General features: G+C 74.4%; 13 protein-coding genes and 1 riboswitch. Of the genes, 7 read left to right on the forward strand and 6 right to left on the reverse strand.

The window, feature by feature from the left end; translation table 11 throughout:
- Nucleotides 1–165: 165 nt before the first annotated feature.
- Nucleotides 166–1,182, forward strand: a complete 1,017-nt coding sequence (gene sigJ / locus ACN28C_RS02880; RefSeq protein ID WP_422772063.1) for an RNA polymerase sigma factor SigJ — start codon at nt 166–168, stop codon at nt 1,180–1,182.
- Between the two features lie 23 nt (nt 1,183–1,205).
- On the opposite strand, the gene ACN28C_RS02885 is transcribed toward sigJ, so the two are convergent.
- Entirely contained in the window at nt 1,206–1,709 is a 504-nt protein-coding gene (locus ACN28C_RS02885) for a DUF402 domain-containing protein (RefSeq protein WP_422772064.1), read from the reverse strand.
- Nucleotides 1,710–1,852: 143 nt separating this feature from the next.
- Here ACN28C_RS02885 and ACN28C_RS02890 point away from each other — a divergent pair, with 143 nt between their 5' ends.
- The gene (locus tag ACN28C_RS02890) at nt 1,853–4,255 is read left to right on the forward strand and encodes an ATP-dependent DNA helicase (RefSeq protein WP_422772065.1); all 2,403 of its coding nucleotides are present in this window, start codon (nt 1,853–1,855) and stop codon (nt 4,253–4,255) included.
- A gap of 114 nt (nt 4,256–4,369) precedes the next feature.
- Here the strand turns inward: ACN28C_RS02890 and ACN28C_RS02895 are convergent, their stop codons facing one another.
- Nucleotides 4,370–5,665: an AI-2E family transporter gene (locus ACN28C_RS02895; protein WP_422772066.1), complete on the reverse strand. Its 1,296-nt coding sequence runs from the start codon at nt 5,663–5,665 to the stop codon at nt 4,370–4,372.
- A 142-nt stretch (nt 5,666–5,807) separates the two neighbouring features.
- On the opposite strand from ACN28C_RS02895, the gene ACN28C_RS02900 reads away from it, so the two are divergent.
- Nucleotides 5,808–6,146, forward strand: a complete 339-nt coding sequence (locus ACN28C_RS02900) for a GroES family chaperonin (RefSeq protein ID WP_422772067.1) — start codon at nt 5,808–5,810, stop codon at nt 6,144–6,146.
- 12 nt (nt 6,147–6,158) lie between these two features.
- Here the strand turns inward: ACN28C_RS02900 and ACN28C_RS02905 are convergent, their stop codons facing one another.
- Nucleotides 6,159–7,700 carry a PrsW family glutamic-type intramembrane protease gene (locus ACN28C_RS02905; RefSeq protein WP_422772068.1) on the reverse strand — a complete coding sequence of 514 codons (1,542 nt, stop codon included), beginning with the start codon at nt 7,698–7,700 and terminating at the stop codon, nt 6,159–6,161.
- A 99-nt stretch (nt 7,701–7,799) separates the two neighbouring features.
- A riboswitch (SAM riboswitch) is annotated at nt 7,800–7,921 on the forward strand.
- Between the two features lie 44 nt (nt 7,922–7,965).
- On the opposite strand from ACN28C_RS02905, the gene ACN28C_RS02910 reads away from it, so the two are divergent.
- Nucleotides 7,966–9,285, forward strand: a complete 1,320-nt coding sequence (locus ACN28C_RS02910; RefSeq protein ID WP_422772069.1) for an aminotransferase class V-fold PLP-dependent enzyme — start codon at nt 7,966–7,968, stop codon at nt 9,283–9,285.
- A gap of 21 nt (nt 9,286–9,306) precedes the next feature.
- On the opposite strand, the gene ACN28C_RS02915 is transcribed toward ACN28C_RS02910, so the two are convergent.
- Nucleotides 9,307–10,578, reverse strand: coding sequence for an FUSC family protein (locus ACN28C_RS02915; RefSeq protein ID WP_422772070.1), 1,272 nt, complete (start codon nt 10,576–10,578; stop codon nt 9,307–9,309).
- A 152-nt stretch (nt 10,579–10,730) separates the two neighbouring features.
- Between ACN28C_RS02915 and ACN28C_RS02920 the strand changes: the two genes are divergently transcribed.
- A complete protein-coding gene (locus ACN28C_RS02920; RefSeq protein ID WP_422772071.1) occupies nt 10,731–12,125 on the forward strand; it encodes an FAD-binding oxidoreductase in 1,395 nt (464 codons plus the stop codon).
- A gap of 106 nt (nt 12,126–12,231) precedes the next feature.
- On the opposite strand, the gene ACN28C_RS02925 is transcribed toward ACN28C_RS02920, so the two are convergent.
- Entirely contained in the window at nt 12,232–14,061 is a 1,830-nt protein-coding gene (locus ACN28C_RS02925; RefSeq protein WP_422772072.1) for a glycerol-3-phosphate dehydrogenase/oxidase, read from the reverse strand.
- Between the two features lie 97 nt (nt 14,062–14,158).
- Between ACN28C_RS02925 and ACN28C_RS02930 the strand changes: the two genes are divergently transcribed.
- Together ACN28C_RS02930 and ACN28C_RS02935 are read left to right on the forward strand one after the other, a co-directional pair.
- On the forward strand, nt 14,159–16,762 hold the full coding sequence (locus ACN28C_RS02930; RefSeq protein ID WP_422772073.1) for a S8 family serine peptidase: 2,604 nt from the start codon (nt 14,159–14,161) through the stop codon (nt 16,760–16,762).
- A 79-nt stretch (nt 16,763–16,841) separates the two neighbouring features.
- Complete coding sequence (locus ACN28C_RS02935) at nt 16,842–17,837, forward strand: GNAT family N-acetyltransferase (RefSeq protein WP_422772074.1); 996 nt, start codon at nt 16,842–16,844, stop codon at nt 17,835–17,837.
- A gap of 362 nt (nt 17,838–18,199) precedes the next feature.
- Here ACN28C_RS02935 and groL read toward each other — a convergent pair whose 3' ends face one another.
- Entirely contained in the window at nt 18,200–19,822 is a 1,623-nt protein-coding gene (groL, locus tag ACN28C_RS02940) for a chaperonin GroEL (protein WP_107257537.1), read from the reverse strand.
- Nucleotides 19,823–19,904 lie beyond the last annotated feature (82 nt).

Below are 19,904 nucleotides of genomic sequence, written 5' to 3' on the forward strand. Positions count from 1 at the left end.
TTCCATTCATCTAATGTTCACTTAGCAACCCGACACGGCGGGACGGAGAGCCCGGAACCGGTCGAGAGGGAGGACGGGGCGGGTCACACCGCCGGGCTAACCTCGCGGGAAAGAACCTTGGAGTCGAGAGAGCTCGGGACAAGGTTACGGCGGCGGGAGGCGGCGATGCGGGACCTGGCAACCGAGTTCGAGGCCGAGCGGGACCACCTCACCGCGGTCGCCTACCGGATGCTGGGCAGCCGGGCGGAGGCGGAGGACGCCGTGCAGGAGACCTGGCTCCGCTACGCCGCCGCGCTCGGCACCTCGCAGGCCCGTGCCGAGATACGCGACCTGCGGGCCTGGCTGACCACCGCCACCGCCCGGATCTGTCTCGACCTGCTCCGCTCGGCCCGGATACGGCGGGAGTCGTACCACGGCCAGTGGCTGCCGGAGCCGACCGTCGGCCGGCTGCCCGGTCCGGCGGGTGCCGGGTCGCCCGGTCCGGGCGGCTCCGGGCCGGGCAGCGGCGCGGAGGGGTTCGCCCCGGACCCGGCCGAGCGGGCCGCGCAGACCGAACAGGTCGGCATCGCCCTGCTGACCCTGATGGAGCGGCTCATCCCGGAACAGCGGGTCGCGTTCGTGCTGCACGACGTCTTCGCCGTGCCGTTTCCGGAGATCGCCGTGGTGCTCGGGACCAGTCCGGGCGCCGCCCGGCAGCTCGCCTCGCGGGCCCGGCGCGCGGTCACCGAGGACGGCCCCCGCCACTCCGCCGACCCGGCCGAACACCGCCGCCTGGTCGCCGCGTTCCTCCGGGCGGTCGAGTCCGGCGACCCCGAGCGGCTGCTCGAGGTGCTCGCCCCGGACGTGGTCTTCGTCGGTGACGGCGGTGGCCTCTTCCCCACCGCACGGCAGCCGGTCGCGGGTGCCGCCAAGGTGGCCCGGTTCGCCCTCGGGCTGATGCGCCGGGCCTCCCGGGAGACCCGCGACCTGCGAATGCGGCTGGTACTGGTCAACGGGACGCTCGGCATCCAGGTCGAGGCGGAGTACCGGCCGGGCCTGCCGCTGCACGGCGTCATGTGGTTCACCGTCGCCGACGGCCGGATCACCGGCGCCTACCACCAGGTCAACCCGGAGAAGCTGGCCCGGGTGCCCCGGATCACCGAGGACGCAGGGGCCCGCCCGGTGCCGCCGGTGCGTGGCTAGCAGGGTCCGGGAGCGGTGCCGGGTCAGACCACCAGGGCCAACCACTTCCGGTACGCCGACGCGAACGGCTCGGTGCCGTCACCGAGGGCGACGAAGAGCCATTCCGCCGCCGCCCTGGCCTGCGCCACCGTCTCGTCGGGATAGCCGAACCGGATCCGGTGCTCGGCGAACTCGTCCTCGTCGCGCAACTCCACCAGGCCGGTGCCGCGCCGGCGCACCACGTCCAGGTCCAGGTCGATCAGGTGGACCGTGTCGCCCTCCCAGCGGGCCGGGCTGGCGATGTCGCAGTAGACCTCGCTGGTCCGGGGTGGCGGGTTGAACATCGTGCTCCACCAGGCGTCGTGCGGCACCAGCAGCACGAACGGGATCTGCTCCACCGACGGCCGGCCATGGTAGACCGACTCCGTGCCGGCGGTCACGCCGAGCCAGACCCCGAGATCATCCTCAGCCAGTCTGCGGGCGGGGTAGTCCCGGTGCGCGGTGCCGTCGTACTTGCGGTAGACGACCCGGACCACATCGCTCGACATGCCTCCGCACCCTAGCCGATATCGCCCAAGTCGCGTGGTGCGCGAAGCGTCCGGAAGGCGTCTGGATCAACAACATCGCCCGTGGGCCGGCGGTTCCCACCAGCGCCCCGTGCTCCGCGACGCCGGTCCGGTACGAGGCGGGGGTGGCCCGCGGCGAACCCGCCCGGGGGAGGCGGGTGCGCGACGGTGTCGGGATCGGCCGGTACGGTCGCACAGTGACCGTGCCCGCCACCGACGCCAGTTCCCCCGCCCCGACCGGCTCCACGGCGGCAGACTCCGGCCGGTCCCCGGCGTCCCCGGGCCGCCGACGGCGCCGGGGCGACCGTCCGACCGGTTCAGACCTGCTGGCCGCCGCGGTCGGCGCCGTGCCCGGCGGCAGTGCCCGGCCGGGCCAGCAGCAGATGGCCACCGCGATCGAGGAGAGCATCCTCTCCGGCGACCACCTGCTGGTGCAGGCCGGCACCGGCACCGGCAAGTCGTTGGCATACCTCGCCCCGGCGCTGACCGTCGACGGCCCGGTCGTGGTCTCCACTGCCACCCTCGCGCTCCAGTCCCAGCTCGTCGAGCACGACCTGCCCCGGTTGGCCGACGCGGTCGCCCCGGTCCTCGGCCGGCGGCCGACCTTCGCGGTGCTGAAGGGCCGGCACCACTACCTCTGCCTGGCCCGGCTGGAGAACTCCACAGAGGACGAGCCGGAGGACGCCCTCTTCGACGCACCGGGCCGGGGCGGCGGTGGCGCGACGAAGTGGCTCGGTGAGGCGGGGCGGCTGGGCAAGCAGGTCGAGCGGCTCCGCGACTGGGCGATGGAGACCGAGACCGGCGACCGCGACGAACTCGACCCGGGCGTCGACGACCAGACGTGGCGGCTGGTCTCGATGCCGGCCCGGGAGTGTGTCGGGGCGGGCCGGTGCCCGTACGGCACCGAGTGCTTCGCCGAGGCGTCCCGGCTGCGCGCCCGGGAGGCCGACGTGGTGGTGACCAACCACAGTCTGCTCGCCGTCGACATGCTCGCCGGCCGGCACATCGTGCCGCCGCACAAGCTGCTGGTGATCGACGAGGCGCACGAGCTGGCCGACCGGGTCTCCTCGGCGGCCCAGGCCGAGCTGATTCCGGAGCTGATCGACCGCGCCGCCCGGCGCAGCCGGACGCTGCTCGCACCGGAGCTGGCCGAGGCGCTGGTTGCGGCCGGCGACGCGCTGGCGGTCGGACTGGCCGAGGCGCCGGCCGGCCGGATCACCGGTGAGCTGCCGGCACCGCTGCGCGAGGCGTGCACGCTGCTCGACGGGGCGACCCGGGCGGCCCTGGAGAAGATCGGCGACGTCAAGGCCGACGACCCCGACCCGGTGCGCAAGCAGCAGGCCAAGGCCGTACTCGACGACCTCTCCACGACCGCCCAGCGCCTGCTGGAGGAGGCCGACCACGACGTGGCCTGGGTGGAGAAGCCGGATGGCGCCGCCGCGGGGCGCCGCGCCCTGGTCGTCGCGCCGCTCTCCGTGGCCGGCACCCTCGCCACCCACCTGTACGACGACCGCACGGTCGTCGCCACCTCGGCCACGCTCGCCCTCGGCGGCCGGTTCGACACCGTGGCCCGGTCGCTCGGGCTGGCCGCCCCGGCCGATCCGGCGGCCGACCCGACCCGGCCACATCCCCGGGCGGCCGCACTCCGCACCGTCCGGCCCGCACCCGCACCCGCACCCGCACCCGCACCGGCACCGGCACCGGCACCGGCCGGCAAAACGACGGCGGGGCCGGACCGGCGCCCGTCACCCGGCCCGGCCGCGTCGCCGCCCGCCGGCTCCGCCCCGGCGAGGCCGGAGCCGGCTCCGTCGGGCACCGGCGCGGCCGCGGCGGGCCGGGGCGGCGCGGAGCCGATCGCCGGCTGGCGCTCGCTCGACGTCGGATCCCCGTTCGACTACCCCCGGCAGGGCATCCTCTACGTCGCCGCGCACCTTCCCCGGCCCAGCGCCTCGGGACTGCCGGCGGCGGCCGGTGAGGAACTGCTCGGGCTGGTGGGCGCGCTCGGCGGCCGTACCCTCGGGTTGTTCTCGTCCCGCCGGGCGGCGTTGCAGGCCGCCGAGCTGCTCCGGGCGCGTACCGACCTGCCGATCCTGTTGCAGGGTGAGGAGGCGCTGCCGCTGCTGGTACGCCGGTTCCGCGAGGAGCGGGCGAGCTGCCTGTTCGGGGTGATGTCGCTCTGGCAGGGCGTGGACGTGCCGGGCGACTCCTGCCAACTTGTCGTGATCGACCGACTGCCGTTCCCACGCCCGGACGAGCCGCTGGCGGCGGCCCGGTCGGCGGCCGTGGATGCCTCGGGCGGCTCGGGCTTTGCCTCGGTCAGCGTGCCGATCGCCGCCGTACGCCTGGCGCAGGGGGTCGGCCGGCTGATCCGCTCGACCGGCGACAAGGGTGTGGTGGCGGTGCTCGACTCCCGGCTGGAGACCGCCCGGGGATACGGGGCCTTCCTGCGCAGGTCACTGCCGCCGTTCTGGTACACCATCCGGCCGGAGGTCGCCCGGGGCGCCCTGGAGCGGCTCGGCCGGACCTGAGCCGGCCCGTTTCCGGCCGCACCGGACACCGACCGGACACGAACCGGACGCGCGAGCCGGACGCGAGCCGGACGCGAACCGGACGCGAACCGGACGCGAAACTGCCCGGGGCGGTTACGGGGACTTGGCGGCGATCACCACGGCGTCCGGTGGCACCTCCGGCGCCCGGCGGTGCGCCAGCCGGCGGACCGCCGTGTTGAGCACGGCGATCAGCGGCACCGAGACCAGGGCGCCGACGATGCCGGCCAGCACCACCCCGGCGGTGATGCCAACGATCACCGCGAGCGGGTGGATCGCCACCGCCCGCCCCATGATCAGCGGTTGCAGGATGTTCCCCTCCACCTGCTGTACCCCGATCACCACGCCGAGGATGATCAAGGCGGTCACCCAGCCGCTGTCGACCAGGGCGACCAGCACCGCCACCGCACCGGAGAGGGTGGCGCCGACGATCGGAATGAACGCGCCGAGGAAGACCAGGGCGGCGAGCGGAAACGCGAACGGTATGTCGAAGATGACCAGGAAGATCCCGATCCCGACCGCGTCGATGAAGGCGACCAGGACGGTCGCCCGGACGTACGCGACAAGCGTCGACCAGGAGGCCCTACCGGCGTCGTCGACCCGCCACCGGGCGGCCACCGGCAGCAACCGGACGAGGAAACGCCAGATCTTCTCGCCGTCCCTCAGGAAGAAGAAGGTGGCGAAGAGCACCAGCAGGGTGCCGGTGAGCAGCTCGGCGACGGTCGCGGCGGTCGAGACCGCTCCGCTGGTCAACGACTGGGTGTTCTCGTCGATCCACCGCTCGCCCTGCTCGATGTAGGAGTTGAGCTGGTTGTCCGACAGGTGCAGCGGCCCGGTCTTCAGCCATTCCTGGATCTGCCGGATCCCCCGGGTGGCGTCACGGCTCAGGTGCGGTACGCCCTGGATGAACTCGTTGACCACCAGGGTGAGCGTGCCGACCACGGCGGCCACCCCGGCGACCAGCACCACGGCGGTGGCCAGCGAGCGGGGCAACCGGGCCCGGAGCAGCACCCCGACCAGCGAGGCCAGCAGCGCGGAGAGCAGCAGCGAGATCGCCAGCGGGATGATGACGATCCGGATCGTGCCGATCACCCGGACCAGTGCCCAGGCAACGAGGCCGATCACGATCAGTCGCCAGGACCAGGCGGCGGCGATCCGCAGTGCGTGCGGCACGTCCGCGTCGTCCCGGCTCGACGTCGACGGGTGGAGGTCCTTCGGTTCCTCGGCGCCCGGCGGTGGCACGGCAAGCGGCCCCGGCTCGGGTGTCGCCGCCGGGTGGCTGTCCGACGCGGCGGCGTGCCCGGCGGAGGGGTCCGACGACCGTCCGGACGCGTACGCGCGACGGATCCTTGCTCGTAGCTCATCGAAACGGCGCAAGCGCGCACCTCCCACGGCGGCCGCCGGGGCATCCGCGCCGACCCGGCGGCGGAATCGGCCTCCCTACGGTAGCGGCACCGGTACAGGTCGGCTCGGTGCGGCCAGCGGGCCGACGCCACCAAACCCGCCGGTGGTGGCGCACGGTACCGTCACCGTCGTGATCGCCGAGGAGAACAACGACAACGGCCTGCCGATCCGACTCCTGCACGACCGGGTGTTGGTGCGGACGGACGGCAGCGAGGGCGAGCGGCGCTCGACCGCCGGCATCGTCATCCCGGCAACCGCTTCGATGGGACGGCGGCTCGCCTGGGCGACCGCGGTGGGCGTCGGTCCGAACGTCCGCTCCATCGTCTCCGGTGACCGGGTGCTCTTCGATCCCGACGACCGCTCCGAGGTGGAACTGCACGGCCGGGAGTATGTGCTGCTCCGCGAGCGGGATGTGCACGCCGTGGCCGCCAGGCGGGTGGAGACCGACTCCACCGGGCTCTACCTCTAGATTCAGGGCCCTTCAGGGCCGGCCCGGCCCACCGTGCGGGCCTGGCGGCATCCAACCAGGTCCGGACGGAGGCGGGGCGCCGTAACCGGACGGAGGCGGGGCGCCGTAACCGGACGGCGGGGGCGGATAGCCGGTGCCGGCCGAGGCCGGCGGTCGCGGCGGTGTCACCAGGACCACCGGGATCGGCACCACCGGCTCGGCCGGGGCCGCCAGGCTCCGCCGTGAACCGTCCGGGAAGGCCAGGTGGTAGCGGTTGCCGTCCCAGATCCCGACCGGCGCCTGCGGATCACGGCCCACGAAGACCCGCCGGGTGGCCTGGATCGCGTCGAGCAGCCGGCGTTCCTCGCCCAGCCCCTGGGCCAGCCGCCCCGGCCGGGTCTCCAGCCCGCGCACCAGCCCGTCCCGGAGTAGCGCCAGTTTGGTCGCGGAGACCTGCAATCTCCGCATCGCCTGCACGCCCTCGTCCCCGGCCACCCGGCGGGCCCAGCGGCGGGCGGCGTGCCGCCGGCCGAGCGTGCCGAGCGCGGCCAGCTCGGGCGGGGTGAGCCAGCCCGCCCGCACGTACTCGGGCAGCCGTCGCTGGGTGAGCCGCCCCTCCCAGCTCCGCACCCACACGGCGAGGCCGACCACGCCCAGGAAGATCGGCACCATCAGGCCGACGTAGCTGTAGAGCAGGATCAGTGGCTCCCCGGCGACCTGGGTCAGGGTCGCGGCGAGATTCCACGTGCCGTGCAGGATCATCGCCAGCAGCAGACCGGCCAGCGGGGCGAGGATCCGGATCGCGCGGCTGGCCGAGCGGGCGGCGATGCCGAGACCGATGCCGGTCATCGCGGTGAAGAGCGGGTGGGCGAAGCCGCTGATCAGTACGCGCAGGATGAAGATGCCGAAGACGTTCTGCGCGCCGGTCGCCGGCCCGTACTGGTCGACGCCCTCGGCATAGCCGTGCAGGCCGAAGTAGAGGATGTTCTCCACCATGGCGAACCCGACCGCCGACAGGCCACAGTAGACGATTCCGTCGGTGATCCCGGCCCACTTCCGGCGCTGGTAGATCAGCAGCAGCAACGGGCCCAGCGCCTTGGTCAACTCCTCGATGAAGGGCGCCACCAGCACCCCGACCAGCGGGAGGGGCAGCTCCAGGGTGTCGGCAGCGAAGGTGTTCGTCCGCAGCGACGCGTACGTCGACACCGCCGCGCCCCAGCCGAGGCAGAAGAGGAGATACCTGACCGGCTCCGGGTCGTACCGGTCGAGCCAGAGGAAGCAGGCGACCAGCACCGGCACCGGCAGCAGGGCCGCGGCCAGTCCGACCAGCGGCGGTGTGATCCCCGCCGGCTGCACCAGCTCGATCGCCATCAGCACCGTGCAGGCGACGATGAGCGTGATCGCCCCGACCACCACCAGCAGGCGGGCCCGACTCCGCTTCTCGGGCGTCGCCGCACCCTCCGGCGCCGCGCCCGTCACCGGCGACGGTGGTGACTGGGGTGGCGGGGTGGGCGGCCACGGCGGAATCGGCGACGGCGGCTGCGCCGCCGCCGCACCGGGTGGGGTGTCGGCCATGTGGTCAGCGTAGTTCCTCCGGAGAGGCCGGCCGGACCAGATCCGCCCGCGCTGGACGGCCTGGCCGCACGGCATCCGCTCCGGCTATGCTTCCGGCCAGGTCACGAGTGCCAGCGTCCAAGCCCCGGCTTGCTGGCCGGCAACCCTCGTCGAGGTTCGCGGTGGGGTGCCCCGGGTGATGACCGGGCTCGGTGCGGAAGCGCGTCGGGCAAGCGCGGACCCCGCTCCCGCCCGCACCGGGGTCCCTGAGACCGGAGGTACCCCGATGGGCAGCACCCTCGTGTCCACGTCCGCCCGCCCCACCCGCCCCACCGGCCCGGCCGGGCCGCTCGACGCGCCGCCGCCGTCCGGGACGAGCCCCTCCGGGCCGCTCGACGTGCTCGGCGTACCCGGGCAGGTCAACCTCGACTACGCCGCCACCGCACCCTGCGCGCGGGCCGCCGCCGACGCGGTGGCCGAGCTGCTCCCCTGGTACGGCAGCGTGCACCGGGGAGCCGGCGCGCTCTCCCGGCGCAGCACCCACGCCTACGAGCAGGCCCGGCAGCGCGTCGGTGACTTCCTGGGGGTGCGCCCCGACGACCACGTCGTCTTCACCCGGAACACCACCGACGCGCTGAATCTGCTGGCCCGGGCCCTGCCGCCCGGTTGCCGGGTGGTGACCTTCGCCGCCGAGCACCACGCCAACCTGCTGCCCTGGCCCGCCGGAGCGGTCCGGTTGCCGGTGCCCGGCTCGGCCGGCGACGCCATCCGGGCGGTCGACGCGGCCCTGCGTGAGCTGCGCCGGGGAGACGGTGGCGGCGCACCGATCCTGGTCGCGGTGACCGGGGCCGGCAACGTCACCGGCGAGTGCTGGCCGGTCGCCGAGCTGGCCCAGGTCGCCCACCGGCACGGCGCCCGGATCGCGCTGGACGCCGCGCAGCTCGCCCCGCACGCGGAGCTGGACATCGCCGCCCTGACCGTCGACTACGTCGCCGTCTCCGGACACAAGCTCTACGCCCCGTTCGGGATCGGCGTACTGGCCGGGCGGGCCGACTGGCTGGACGCCGCGCCGCCGTACCTGGCCGGTGGCGGGGCCACCCTCGGGGTCGGGGCCGCCACCCATGACGTCCGCTGGGCGACCGGACCGGGGCGGCACGAGGCCGGCACCCCCAATCTGCTCGGCGCGGTCGCACTGGCCGCCGTCTGCACCGCGCTGGCCGGTGCCGACCGGGCCGCGCTGCACGCCGCCGAGCAGGCCCTGCTCAGCCGCCTGCGCACCGGGCTGGCCGCGCTGCCGGACGTGGTCGAACTCCGTACCTTCGACGCGGACGCTCCCCGGGTCGGGATCGTGTCGTTCGTGGTCGCCGGCCGGGACTCGGCGACGGTCGCCGCCGACCTCGCCCGAGGCTGGCAGGTCGGCCTGCGCGACGGCCTGTTCTGTGCGCACCCGCTGGCCCGGCGGCTGCTCACCGAGGCGGCCGCCCGGAGCGGGCGGCGGGACCTGCCACCGACCGCGCTGCGGGCCAGCATCGGGCTGGGCAGCACGGCGGCGCACGTCGACCGCCTGCTGACCGCCCTCGCGGCCCTCGGCGGGCCGCCCCGGTAGGTCCACCCACTGGCCCCGGTGCTACCGGGCGGCGGGGCCGGCCTCGGAGGACGGGGTGTCGGAGGGCCGGTCCGACGCCGGCGTGCCGGGCTGCGCGGCGGCCGTCTCGGCGGCCTCGCCGGCATGTCCGCCCGCCGCCCGGCGCACGAGCTGGTTGGCCTCGAGCCGTTCGATCCCGGTGGCCCGGAGCAGGTCACTTCCGGTGGTACGCACCTGCGCGATCACCACGCTGCCGGAGAACCCGACCCCCTCCGCGTACGCCCGGCCGGCCTGGCCGATCGCCTGCAACGCCTGCTCCCGGGTGGCCTCCGGGCGTACCCCGTGGCCGAGGTCCTTGCGGAGCAGCCGCACCGACTCGGCCAGCAGGGCCACCGCCTGGGACATCTCCTCCGGGATCGGCTCCCCGTCCTCGATGGCGGTGACCGCCCGCCGGATCAGGGTGCCACTGTTGTGCACGGCATGTTCGATGTACTCGGAACTCTCCACGTACTGGGTCAGCGCCCCCCGGCGGTGCCAGCGCACCGGCGACAGCACGGAGGTCTCCCGGCCGCCCTCCAGCGCCTCCTCGAAACCCTGCATGTGGCTCTCCACCTCGCGCAGCCGGTCGAGGGCGGCCTGGGCCCGACCGGGGTCCCGGGTCCTGATCGCCTCCGCGGTCTCGCTGAGCTCCTCGGCGAGCCGGCCGAGCGCGGGCCGGGCCGCCCGGTCGACCACCCGCAGGGGGTTCAACGGCAACAGCAGGGTGATCACCAGCAGTCCGGCGGCTCCGCCGATCAGCGCGTCGATCACCCGGGGTAACTCGACGCCCGCCTCCGCCCGGGTCGTCACGGTCACGATCAGCACGGCGGTCGCCGCCGCCTGGGTCACGACGGCCGGACCGCCGCCGAGGAAGATCGTGGTCACGATCGCCAGGAAGACGATCAGGCCGAGCTGCCAGGGCCCGGTGCCGGCGGCGAAGACCAGCGCGTCGCCGAGGCCGATGCCGACCGCGACCCCGATGATCAGCTCGACGGTCCGGCGGAGCCGCTGGCCGACCGAGGAGGCGAGGGTGCCGATGGCGGAGATCGGCGCGAAGACCGGCGACGGGTTGCCGAGGAACTCGTGCGAGCCGACCCAGGCCAGCGCCGCCGCCACCCCGGCCTGGAGCGCCAGCACCAGATTGAACCGTACGGCGTGCCAGCGGTCCTTCACGGTCGCCCGGGACCGCTGCCGGAACTCCCTCGCCAGGCCGGCGACCCGCTCCCTGTCAAGCTCCTTGGGGCTTCTGGCCACGGTGTCCCGGACGGAGCGCATGGCGGGGACTACCCGCTGACGACCCCGCCGAACCCGCGCAGGTCGTCGGCGTCCCGCCGATCCCCGGCCGTCCCGTGCCGTCCCCGGTGGCCCGGAAACTGCCGCCGTCGCCGCACTCGTCGGGCGGCGGGTTCCGCACTAGCCTGCCAGGCATGCCGGATCTTCTCGACGACCTGCGGGGCGCGCTCGGCGAGTCCGCGGTGCTGACCGACCCCGACCTGCTCCGTGCCCACCAGCGCGACGAGGCCGACCTCTGCCCGGCCGGCGTGCCCGCCGTGCTGGTCCGGCCCCGGAGCACGGCCGAGGTGGTCGCCGTGATCCGGGCGGCCGTCGCGCACGGCGTGCCGGTGGTGCCGCAGGGTGCCAGGACCGGGCTGGCCGGTGCCGCCAACGCGGTCGACGGGGCGATACTGCTCTCGACCGTGGGGATGGACGAGATCCGCGAGATCGACCCGGTGAACCGGATCGCGGTGGTCCAGCCGGGCGTGGTCAACGCCGCTTTGGCCGCCGCCGTCGCCAAGCACGGCCTACGCTATCCGCCCGACCCCGGCTCCTGGGAGTCGTCCACCATCGGCGGCAACGTGGCGACGAACGCGGGCGGTATGTGCTGCGTCAAGTACGGCGTGACCACGGAGTACGTCCTCGGCCTGGAAGTGGTGCTGGCCGACGGAGAGATACTGCGCACCGGACGCCGTACCGCCAAGGGAGTCGCCGGATACGACCTGACCCGGCTCTTCGTCGGTTCGGAGGGAACTCTCGGGGTGATCACCGAGATCACCGTCTCGCTGCGACCGGCCGCCGAGGAGTCGCTGACCCTGGTCGCGGTCTTCCCCTCCACCGCCAGCGCGGGCCGGGCGGTCGCCGAGATCTCCGCCCGGGGCCTCACCCCGAGCCTGCTGGAGCTGCTGGACCGGACGCATCTCGGCGCGATCGAGGCGTACCGGCCGATGGGGTTGCGCACCGACGCCGAGGCGCTGCTGCTGGCCGCGGCCGACACCGGCGACCGGGCCGCCGCCGACCTCGCGCGACTCGCCGAGGTCTGCACGGCCAGCGGCGCCGACGAGGTCTTCGCGGCCACCGACACGGAGGAGGCCGCCGCGCTGCTCCAGGCCCGCCGGTCGGCGCATCCGGCGATGGAACGGTTCGCCGCCGAGAGCTTCCCCGCCGGCAACGGCGGCCTGGTCATCGACGACGTCGCCGTACCCCGGGACGCGCTCGCGGCCCTGCTGGACGGGGTGGCCCGGATCTCCGCCGAACACGACGTGCCGATCGGCGTGGTCGGGCACGCCGGTGACGGCAACATGCATCCGAACATCGTCGTCGACCGGTCCGACCCGGCAAGCCTGGAACGCGGCCGGCGCGCCTTCGACGCCATCATGGAGCTCGGTCTCTCGCTCGGCGGTACCTGCACCGGCGAGCACGGCGTCGGCCTGCTGAAACGGGACTGGCTGGCCCGGGAGGTCGGGCCGGTGGGTCTGCGGGTGCAGCGGGCGATCAAGGACGCGCTCGACCCGACCGGGCTGCTCAACCCCGGCAAGGTGCTCTGATCGGCGGGCCGGCCCGACACTCCACCCCGGCCCGACGCCCCACAGCCCGGCCCGACGCCCCACACCCCGGCCCGGGTCAGCCCGGCCCGGGTCAGCCCGGCCCAGGTCAGCCCGGCAGTTCCACCTCGTCCAGGCCGGCGTCCCGGCCACGGTCGGCAGCGAGGCCCCGCACGTCCGGCGCACCCATCCGGGCCGCGTCCGCCGTGGCGTCGTCCGGCATCCGCTGCGACTGCCGTTCCGCCTGCACCCGGGCGAGATAGTGCTCGACCTCGCGGGCCCGGACCGAGGCGTCCCAGCCGAGCACCCGACCCATGATCTCGGCCGCCTGCTCGACCGACTCCGCCCCCCGGTGCGGTGTCTCGAACGAGATCCGGGTACGCCGGGTCAGCACGTCGTCGAGGTGCAGCGCCCCCTCGGCCCGGGCCGCGTACGCCACCTCGGCGGCGAGGTATTCCGGTGCCCCGGCCAGCGGGGTGCCGAGCAGCGGTTCGGCATCGATCATGTCCAGCAGGTGGGTGGTGAGGTTTCCGTACCGCTCCAGCAGGTGTTCCACCACCCCGCCCGGTACGCCGTGCCGGCGGGCCAGGTCGGCACGGTCCCGCCACAGCGCCGCATACCCGTCGGCGCCGAGTAGCGGCAGGTCGGCGGTGCGCGACGGGCGTACCCCGCCGAGCCGCCGGGCGGCCCGGTCGACCACGTCGGCGGCCATCACCCGGTAGGTGGTGTATTTCCCGCCTGCCACCAGCAGCAGCCCGAGCATCGGCTCGTAGACCGCGTGCTCCCGGGAGAGTTTTGAGGTGGAGTCCGCCTCGCCGGTCAGCAGCGGGCGCAGTCCGGCGTAGACGCCCTCGATGTCGGCGGTGGTCAGCGGCCGGTCCAGTACGGTGTTGACCTGGTCGAGCAGGTAGTCGATGTCCCGGGCCGAGGCCGCCGGGTGTGCCCGGTCGAGCCGCCAGTCGGTGTCGGTGGTGCCGATGATCCAGTGCCCACCCCACGGGATGACGAAGAGCACCGAGGTGGGCGTACGCAGGATCAGCCCCGCCTCCCCGGTGATCGCCGAGCGGGGCACCACCAGGTGCACGCCCTTGGATGCGCGTACCCGCAATCCTCGCCGGACCCCGACGTCGCCGAGCATCTCGGAGAGGTCGTCGCTCCACACGCCGGTGGCGGCGATCACGGTTCGGGCGCGTACCTCGAACTCGGCGTCCGGTGAGCCGGGCGGCGCCTCCATGTCCCGGACCCGCACCCCGGTGACCTCGCGGGCCTGCCGGGTCAGGCCGACGACGCGTGCACTGGTCACCATCGCCGCGCCCACGCTGGCCGCGGTGCGGGCCAGCGTCACCACCAGCCGGGCGTCGTCAACCTGGCCGTCGTGGTAGCGGATGGCCCCGGCGATCGCGTCGGCGCGCAGGCTCGGGAAGGTGCGGCGGGCACCCTCCCGGGTGAGGTGCCGGTGCAGCGGCATCCCCCGCTCGCCGCCGAAGAGCCCGGCGAAGGCGTCGTAGGCCGCGACACCGGTGCCGTAGTAGGAGCGCCGCCAGACCCTGCCGGGCAGGCCCCGCGGACCGCGTCCGGCGGGCAGCGGCACCAGGATCGGCACCGGGCGGACCAGGTGCGGGGCGAGCCGGGTGGCGAGCAGGCCCCGCTCGACCAGCGCCTCGTGGACCAGCCCGAACTCCAACTGCTCCAGGTAGCGCAGCCCTCCGTGGATCAGCTTGCTGGACCGGCTGGAGGTGCCGGAGGCGAAGTCGCGGGCCTCGACCAGGGCCACCTTGAGCCCCCGGGAGGCGGCGTCGAGCGCGGCCCCCGCGCCGGTCACTCCACCCCCGATGACGAGTACGTCGAACCGCTCGCTCCGGAGCCGTCGCAGGTCGGTGGCGCGGCGGGACGGGGAGAGCCGGCTGGCCGTGTTGCGGGAAAGGCTGGGGTCACGCACCCGTCCACGGTAGCCGCAGCGGCGATCCGGACAAGCTCGGCCGGGCGAGCCGTCGCCGACACGGTCGTCGTCCGGGCCGACACCGTACTGTTCGATGATGCCGGACCATCCGCCCCCGCCGCCGGACCATCCGCCCCCGCCGCCCGACGAGCCGCCCCCGCCCCTCGCCCACCAGCCCTGGTCGGGCTCCCCCGCCCGTCCGCGGCCGGCCCGCACCCACCATCCGTTGCCGGCGGGCGCGAGCCTGCCGGCGCACACTCCCGAGGGTGGTGGTGTGTGGCCGGTGGTCGCCGCCGTGCTGATCGGCTGCTGGGCGGTCGGGGCGACCGTCGGCGGCCAGAGCATCGCCTGGCTCGTCGAGCAGGTCCTGCTCGTCGCCGGCCTGGATCGGCAGGCCTGGCTCTGGCCGACGATCGCCCTCGGAAACGCGCTGCTCGTCGGCGTGCCGGCCGCGCTGCTCGCCGCGCTCCCCCGCTCCGCGGCGGTACGCACCGCCGGCCGCGCCTGGTTGCTCGGCGCGCTCGCGCTCGGCGGCCTGGGGCTGCTCCGGGCAGTGCCGCCCTCCCAGCCGGAGGTCTACCTCGTCGGGTTGGCCGGTACGGCCGGGGCGGCCGCCCTGCTGATCGGGCGCCGCCGCGATCGGCGGGAGCAGCTCCGCGCCGAGCCGGCCGCGATCGGCCTGGCCGTGGCCGGCGGGCTCGTCCTGCTGCTGCCCTGGGTCTGGCTGGGTGCCCTGGGCGGGGTGCTGGAGACGGTGTGCGGGCTGCTCGCCTCGGCCGCCGTGGGCTGGCTGGCCGCCGCCATCCTCGATGGACGGTTCTGGGCCGGTTACGAGCGTTGGGCCGGCCGCCGCAACGCGGGAGCCGGCGTGCGGCCGCCGGTCGGCGGGGCGCGGCTCGTGCTGGTCGGCGGCCTGGTGGCCGGGGTGACGCTGGCACTGGTCGCCGGTGGGCTCGGCCAGTCCGGTGCACAGCTCTGCGCGCTGCTCGTGCTTCCGCCCGCCGGGTTCGCGATCGCCGCCCTGCGGGTTCCCTCCCGGCCCCGGCCGCCGGCCGAAGCCGGCCCGGCGGAGGCCGCGCTCCCGCCCGTCGGGTCCGCGCCCGTCGGCTGGCTGGTCGGCATCGCCGCCGCCGGGCCGCTGACCCTGGTCGACCCGGAAGAGATCACACTGCTGCTCTCCGGTGCCCGGGACATCCCGTTCTGGGCCGCCGTCGCCGCCGGCGGCTCGCTCGCCGTCGCGCTGCTGCTCGCGCTCGGGTACGGCATCGGCCTCGGTCGCGCCGGCACAGCGGCACCGCGACGCCCGGTCGCCGCCGGCGTGGCCGGCGTGCTGCTGCTCGTCACCGGCGTGGTCCACGTCGGGCTCGGCTCGCCCGGCTGGCACGGCGAACGGCTCTTCGTCGTGCTGAGGGAACAAGCGGATCTCGCCGGGGTGGCCACCGGGCAGACGGGTCCGGCGGGTCGGGCCGCCCGGGGCGGCGAGGTCTATCGCCGGCTGGTCTCCACCGCCGAACGCTCCCAGGCGGACCTGCGCCGCGAACTGGACCGGCTGCACCTCGACTACACGCCGTACTACCTGGTCAACGCCGTGGAGGTGGACGGCGGATCGGCGGTGCGGGCCTGGCTCTCCCGCCGGACGGACGTCGACCAGGTCCTGGTCAGCCAGCGGTTACGGCCACTGCCGGCGAGCGGATCACCGAGGCGTGGCGACGAGCCGGCACCGGCCACACCGACCTGGAACCTCGGCGTCATCGGTGCGGACCGGGTCTGGTCGCAGCTCGGCGTCGACGGCTCGGGCATTCTGGTCGGCAGTTCGGACTCGGGCGTGGACGGCCGCCACCCGGCCCTATCCGCCGGGTGGCGGGGTGGCGACGATTCCTGGTACGACCCCTGGAACGGCTCCCGTCTCCCCACGGACCTGGGCGGGCACGGCACGCACACCCTCGCCACCGCCGTCGGTGAGCAGCGGGTCGGCGTGGCGCCGGGCGCCGAGTGGGTCGGCTGCGTGAACCTCGACCGGAACCTGGGCAACCCGGCACGCTACCTGGACTGCCTCCAGTTCATGCTGGCTCCGTTCCCGCCCGGCGCCGACCCGTTCACCGCCGGGCGTCCGGAGCGGGCGCCACAGGTGTTGACCAACTCGTGGGGCTGCCCGGCGATCGAGGGCTGCGCCCTGGAGACGCTCCGGCCGGCGGCCGAGGCGTTCGCGGCGGCCGGGGCCTTCTTCGTCGCCGCCGCCGGCAACACCGGCCCGTTCTGCGGCTCGGTCGACGACCCGCCCGCACCGTATCCGGACGTCTTCACGGTCGGCGCCGTGGACCGGCAGCGGCAGGTCGGCCTCTTCTCCAGCCGCGGCCCGACACCCGGCGGTCTGGTCAAACCCGACCTGGTCGCACCCGGCGTCGAGATCCTGTCGGCACTGCCCGGCGGTGGCTACGGCACGCTGACCGGCACCTCCATGGCGGCGCCGCATCTGGCCGGGGTGGTCTCGCTGATGTGGTCGGCGAATCCGGCACTGGTCGGCGACCTGCCGGCCACCCGGCGCATCCTGCGCGACACCGCCACACCCGCCGAGCCGACGTACCGGTCACGGCAGAGCGCCGACACCTGCGGCGCGGAGCGCAACATCACCGGGGCCGGCCTGGTCGACGCGTACGCCGCGGTCCAAGCCGCCCAGCGGCTCGCCGGGGCCGCCCGGTGATCCGGGACGGCCTGATGACCGCGGGCCGCCCGGTGACCGGGGTACGTCGGGGCGGCGGGCTCGGTTATGGTCGGCGACCATGAACGCCGAGTCCGTCTCCGCCGGGTCTTCCGCTGCCGGGTTCACCCTCACCGACCTGACCGGTGACCGGATCCCCGCCGTCGTGCGGCTCTGCCGGACGGCGCTGGACCTGCCGGACGACTCGGCCGAGGCGGCGCAGATCGTGGCCCGGCTCCGGGACGACTCTCCGCTGCCCGGTGCCGCCGGGCCACGCCGTACCGTCGGAGTCGCCGCGGAGCGGGACGGCGCGCTCGCCGGGGTCGCGCTCGGCTCGATGGCGGACCTCGATCCCGACCCGGCCGTCGGCCACGTCGACCTGGTCGCGGTTCACCCCGACCTGCGGCGTCGGGGCATCGGCCGGGCGCTGGTGTCGCGGCTGGAGCAGGCGCTCGGCCGGCTCGGCGCGGCACAGGTACGGATCGCCGGCAACCCACCGCACTATGCCTGGCCGGGGATCGACGTCCGGTACACCCCGGCCGTCTGCACCGCCCTTGCACTCGGCTACGCCCCGGACGGGACCGCCTGGAACATGACGGCCGACCTTTCCACCGGATCCTCGCCGGCGCTGCGCTCCACCGAAGCCGCCGAGCAGCGGCTGGCGGACCAGGGCGTCACGGTACGCCGGGCGGAGCCGGCCGACGTGGCGATGCTCACCCGGTTCGCCCGGTCGACCTTCGGCGGCAGTTGGGACGCCGAGCTGCTGCACTCGATCGGCAGGGAGGGTGCCGGCTGCCACCTCGCGGTGCGTACGGCCACTGCCGACGGCACACCGGAGTTGCTCGGCTTCGCCGCGTACGGCTCGTCCCGGCCGAGCTGGTTCGGGCCGATGGGCACCGCCCCGGCCGCGCAGGGCATGGGAATCGGAGGTGTGCTGCTCCGTCGGTGCCTGCGCGACCAGCGGGCGGCCGGACACCTGCGGGCCGAGATCGGCTGGGTCGGCCCGGTGCCGTTCTACGCGGCCAGCGCGGGTGCGCGGATCGAGCGGGTGTTCTTCCTCTACCGCAAGCGGCTCTAGGCCGCCCTCAGGGCTAGGCGCCTCCGGGTTGCTTCCAGGAGAGCCTCGCCACTACCCGCCCGCCGTCGACGAACAGCGAACGTCCGGCCCCTGGGCGGGCACTCGGGCGCTCGGGCGCTCGGCCCCTGGGCGGGCACTCGGGCACTCGGGCGCTCGGCCCCTGGGCGGGCACTCGGGCGCTCGGCCCCTGGGCGGACGCTGTCGGGTCACCGCGGTCGGCGTGACCGAGGTCTGCCGAGGCTGGCCGTCCCGCAGATAGGTCAGTGGTACCTGATCGCCCGGCTCGACGCCACGCAGCGCCCCGAGGAAGGAAGGGGGCGGACCGCTGACGCGGTCCGCCCCCTTCGACGTGGAGCGTGGACTCAGAAGTCCATGTCCCCGCCGCCCGGCGCAGCCGGGGCAGCCGGGGTCTTCTCCGGCTTGTCCGCCACCACAGCCTCGGTGGTCAGGAACAGGGCCGCGATCGACGACGCGTTCTGCAGCGCCGACCGGGTCACCTTGGCCGGGTCGATGATGCCGGCCTGGAGCAGGTCGACGTACTCACCGTTGGCCGCGTTGAGGCCGTGCCCGGCGTCCAGGTTGCGGACCTTCTCGACCACGACGCCGCCCTCGAGACCGGCGTTGACGGCGATCTGCCGCAGCGGGGCGTCCAGCGCGATCTTGACGATCTGCGCACCGGTCGCCTCGTCGCCGGCCAGGTCCAGCTTGTCGAAGGCGGTCTTGCCGGCCTGCACCAGCGCGACGCCACCACCCGGGACGATGCCCTCCTCGACGGCGGCCTTCGCGTTGCGCACCGCGTCCTCGATGCGGTGCTTGCGCTCCTTCAGCTCGACCTCGGTGGCCGCGCCGACCTTGATCACCGCAACACCGCCGGCCAGCTTGGCCAGGCGCTCCTGCAGCTTCTCGCGGTCGTAGTCGGAGTCGCTCTTCTCGATCTCGGCGCGGATCTGGTTCACCCGGCCGTTGATCTGGTCGGCGTCGCCGGCACCGTCGACGATGGTGGTCTCGTCCTTGGTCACCACGACCTTGCGGGCCCGGCCCAGCATGTCGAGGCCGACGGCGTCCAGCTTGAGGCCGACCTCCTCGCTGATCGGCTGGCCGCCGGTCAGGATGGCGATGTCGCCCAGCATGGCCTTGCGGCGGTCACCGAAGCCGGGAGCCTTGACGGCGACCGACTTGAAGGTGCCCCGGACCTTGTTGACCACCAGGGTCGCCAGGGCCTCGCCCTCGACGTCCTCGGCGATGATGGCCAGCGGCTTACCCGACTGCATGACCTTCTCGAGGATCGGCAGCAGGTCCTTGACCGTCGAGATCTTGCTGTTGACGATCAGGATGTACGGGTCGTCGAGCACGGCCTCCATCCGGTCGGGGTCGGTCATGAAGTACCCCGAGATGTAGCCCTTGTCGAAGCGCATGCCCTCGGTCAGCTCCAGCTCGAGCCCGAAGGTGTTGCTCTCCTCGACGGTGATGACGCCTTCCTTGCCGACCTTGTCCATCGCCTCGGCGATAATCTCGCCGACGCTGGTGTCCCCAGCCGAGATGGAGGCGGTGGAGGCGATCTGCTCCTTGGTCTCGACGTCCTTGGCGAGCTTGCTCAGCTCCTCCGAGACGTTCGCGACCGCGGCCTCGATGCCCCGCTTCAGGGCCATCGGGTTCGCGCCGGCCGCGACGTTGCGCAGGCCCTCGCGGACCAGCGCCTGGGCGAGGACGGTCGCCGTCGTCGTGCCGTCACCGGCAACGTCGTCGGTCTTCTTGGCGACCTCCTTGACCAGCTCCGCGCCGATCTTCTCGTACGGGTCCTCGAGTTCGATCTCCTTGGCGATGCTCACACCATCGTTGGTGATGGTCGGAGCGCCCCACTTCTTCTCGAGTACGACGTTGCGGCCCTTCGGGCCGAGCGTCACCTTCACGGCGTCGGCGAGGGTGTTCATGCCCCGCTCAAGGCCGCGGCGCGCCTCCTCGTCGAACGCGATCATCTTGGCCATACGGCGTTGTCCTCCTGGACACTCGCGGCCACCGGGAACCTTGCCGGCCCCGGATGTGCCGCCTGGTTACGCACCTTCGGAC

The sequence above is a fragment of the Plantactinospora sp. WMMC1484 genome (assembly GCF_049315195.1).
Taxonomy (GTDB): domain Bacteria; phylum Actinomycetota; class Actinomycetes; order Mycobacteriales; family Micromonosporaceae; genus Plantactinospora.